This window comes from Bacillus sp. JJ1521, assembly GCF_036965165.1.
In the GTDB taxonomy this organism is placed as follows: domain Bacteria; phylum Bacillota; class Bacilli; order Bacillales; family Bacillaceae_L; genus Ferdinandcohnia.
Genome location: NZ_JBALOX010000086.1, coordinates 1 through 2,975, shown reverse-complemented (window position 1 = coordinate 2,975; position 2,975 = coordinate 1). Strand labels below are relative to the sequence as shown.

The following is a 2,975-nucleotide window of genomic DNA, read 5'->3' as shown; positions in this document are numbered from 1 at the left end:
CGGTTCATGTGTTGGACCATCTTCGCCTACTGCGATACTATCATGTGTAAACACATATGTGACTGGTATTTTCATTAGTGCAGCTAGCCTTATCGCTGGTCGTAAATAATCTGAGAATACAAAGAAGGTTCCACCAAACACCTTAAGTCCGCCGTGAAGCGCCATTCCGTTTAAGGCAGCACCCATTGCAAACTCACGAACTCCAAACCAAATATTGCGCCCACTATAATCATTAGGCATAAAATCTGCAGCATCTTGTATCATTGTTTTATTTGATCCCGCTAAATCAGCAGAACCACCAAAGAATTGGGGCACACTCTTTGCGATCGCATTTAATGCTTCACCAGATGATGCCCGTGTTGCAAGACTCTTACCTACTTCATAGACCGGCAACGTCTTTTCCCAACCCTCCGGATGCCTACAATCAATAGCCATTTCTAGTTGCTTTCCAAGCTCTGGATTGCTTTCTTTATAATTGTTAAACAATTTGCTCCACTCTTGATTACTTTGCTCACCGGCTCTTTTCACTGTTTCCTCAAAATGCGCATAGACCTCGCTTGGTACATGAAAATCATTTTCAAATGTCCAATTATACGCTTCTTTTGTTAATTTTAATTCATCAGCACCTAATGGTTCACCATGTGCTTTTGATTTTCCAGCACGGTTAGGAGAACCATAGCCAATTGTTGTTCGAACCTCGATAAGTGTTGGGTGGGTTAAATCACCTTTTGCTGCTTCGATTGCTTTATCAATTTCATCAATATCATTTCCATCCTCTACACGAAGATACTGCCAGCCATAAGCCTTATATCGTTGTTCAATTGATTCCGAGAAAGCCTGATTAAGGTCGCCATCTAGGGAAATATCATTTGAATCATATAAAACAATTAAACGCCCTAATTTTAAGTGACCTGCAAGTGATGAAGCTTCTCCAGAAACCCCCTCCATTAAGTCACCGTCTCCACAAATGGCGTATGTATAATGGTTTACAATTTCGAATGAGTCTTTATTGTAAACACCAGCTAAATGACGTTCGGCCATCGCCATCCCAACAGCCATTGCGATACCTTGCCCGAGCGGACCTGTTGTTGCATCAACACCAGCTGTATGTCCATATTCAGGATGACCTGGGGTTTTACTACCCCATTGACGAAATTGCTTTAAGTCATCAATGGATAAGTCATAGCCCGATAAGTGAAGCATACTATACAATAATGCCGAACCATGTCCCGCCGATAGAACGAAGCGATCACGGTTAAACCATTGAGGATTTTTAGGATTGTGCTTCATATGTCTGGTCCACAAAGTATACGTCATTGGAGCTGCTCCCATTGGCATCCCTGGGTGTCCTGAATTTGCTTTTTCAACGGCATCGATAGAAAGTGTTCGAATCGAAGCTATAGACAAATCAGTAATTGAGTGTGTCATAAAACAAACATCCTTTCAATTAATAGTCGGTTCTTATGTAGTATGCACAAAAAGAAAAGAATACATAGAAATCTATGTATTCTTTCTTAATGCAATCTTTTCCGTTTGCTTTCTTTTAATTTTTCAGGAGTAACATCATTACCCTCAGGGTCTACAACAGTGACCGAGTGCAAGGTATTCGTCATTGAGCTTCTAAAGACGCGTAAATACTCCTGCCTAAGCTCTTGTTGTTCTTCTTTTTCTTTATCTGTAAGACCATCTGACTTCGCTTTTTTTGCGAGAGCATTGATCCGATCAAGTTTATCTTTTGATAGCATAATTTTTCTCCTTGTTTAATCTTTTCTAAAATCATAGTTTATAGTACTAGATGAAAAGATCTTTTACAAGTATTCCACTTTGCTTATTAGCTGGCGGTGATAAATACCATTCCCATACTTAATAAAACAAATAAAACATAATAAATAAATCCGCCTTGTAATTTCTTAAACATATTCATTTTCACTCCCACAGAATGTTTGTTCGTATTATATGTTTTTATTATATATCGAACAAATGTTTTGTGTCAACAAAAATTCGAACTTATGTTTGTATAATATAGCAAAACATGCTATACTCTACTTAAGAAACTCGGTAAATGTCGAACTGCAAAAGACAAATAACCGAAAATGAACAATGGGAATTTAATACATATAAAATGGAAATAAAAAGTAAGGGGATGAGTGTAGATGACGACAAAGCTTTCAAAAAGGCAGCAGGATATATTGAATTACATTAAACAGGAAGTAAAAGATAAGGGCTATCCACCTTCAGTAAGAGAAATTGGTGAGGCTGTTGGATTAGCTTCAAGCTCAACTGTACATGGTCATTTGTCGAGACTTGAAAGCAAAGGCTTGATTAGAAGAGACCCCACAAAGCCTCGTGCAATTGAAATTTTACAAACTGATGCAAACGAAACAATACCAACTGCAAATGTTGTGAATGTTCCTGTCATTGGTAAGGTTACTGCCGGTCAACCAATTACAGCGGTTGAAAATATTGAAGAGTACTTCCCACTACCTGATCGTTTTGCAGCCCATGATGACCAAATCTTTATGCTAGAAATTATGGGTGACAGTATGATTGAAGCGGGAATTCTTGATGGAGACTATGTAATCGTAAGACAACAGCATTCAGCAAACAATGGGGATATCGTTGTGGCAATGACAGAAGAAGATGAAGCGACTGTAAAGCGTTTCTTCAAGGAAAAAGATCATATTCGCCTACAACCAGAAAACTCTATGCTTGAACCAATCATCTTAAAGAACGTTTCCATTTTAGGTAAAGTTGTCGGTGTTTATCGTACAATCCATTAATAACGATAGGAACATTTCTCAATTGAAATGTTCCTTTTTTTATAGAAAAACCCTTAACAAATGTTAAGGGTCTCTTTTTTAATACATCGTCAATTTCGAGCTTGCCTACTGTCTGAGTCCTCCTATTAAGGAAGTTCTCCATATCATTTGGTGAATATCACCTAATAAACTCTATTCATATCCTAATCCATGACC

General features: G+C 38.1%; 3 protein-coding genes. 1 reads left to right on the top strand and 2 read right to left on the bottom strand.

Annotated features, from left to right (window positions below; translation table 11 throughout):
• Positions 1 to 1,428 (bottom strand): transketolase (tkt, locus tag V7147_RS13060; RefSeq protein WP_335368299.1); only part of this gene is annotated, 1,428 nt, incomplete at its 3' end.
• An 86-nt stretch (positions 1,429 to 1,514) separates the two neighbouring features.
• Positions 1,515 to 1,745, bottom strand: coding sequence for a DUF896 domain-containing protein (locus V7147_RS13055; protein WP_335368298.1), 231 nt, complete (start codon positions 1,743 to 1,745; stop codon positions 1,515 to 1,517).
• 408 nt (positions 1,746 to 2,153) lie between these two features.
• Here V7147_RS13055 and lexA point away from each other — a divergent pair, with 408 nt between their 5' ends.
• Entirely contained in the window at positions 2,154 to 2,780 is a 627-nt protein-coding gene (lexA, locus tag V7147_RS13050) for a transcriptional repressor LexA (protein ID WP_335368297.1), read from the top strand.
• Positions 2,781 to 2,975 lie beyond the last annotated feature (195 nt).

Bases quoted from the DNA above. Each gene is read 5' to 3' on its own strand.
- V7147_RS13055 (WP_335368298.1), bottom strand. From the start codon at position 1,745: ATGCTATCAAAAGATAAACTTGATCGGATCAATGCTCTCGCAAAAAAA.
- lexA (WP_335368297.1), top strand. From the start codon at position 2,154: ATGACGACAAAGCTTTCAAAAAGGCAGCAGGATATATTGAATTACATT.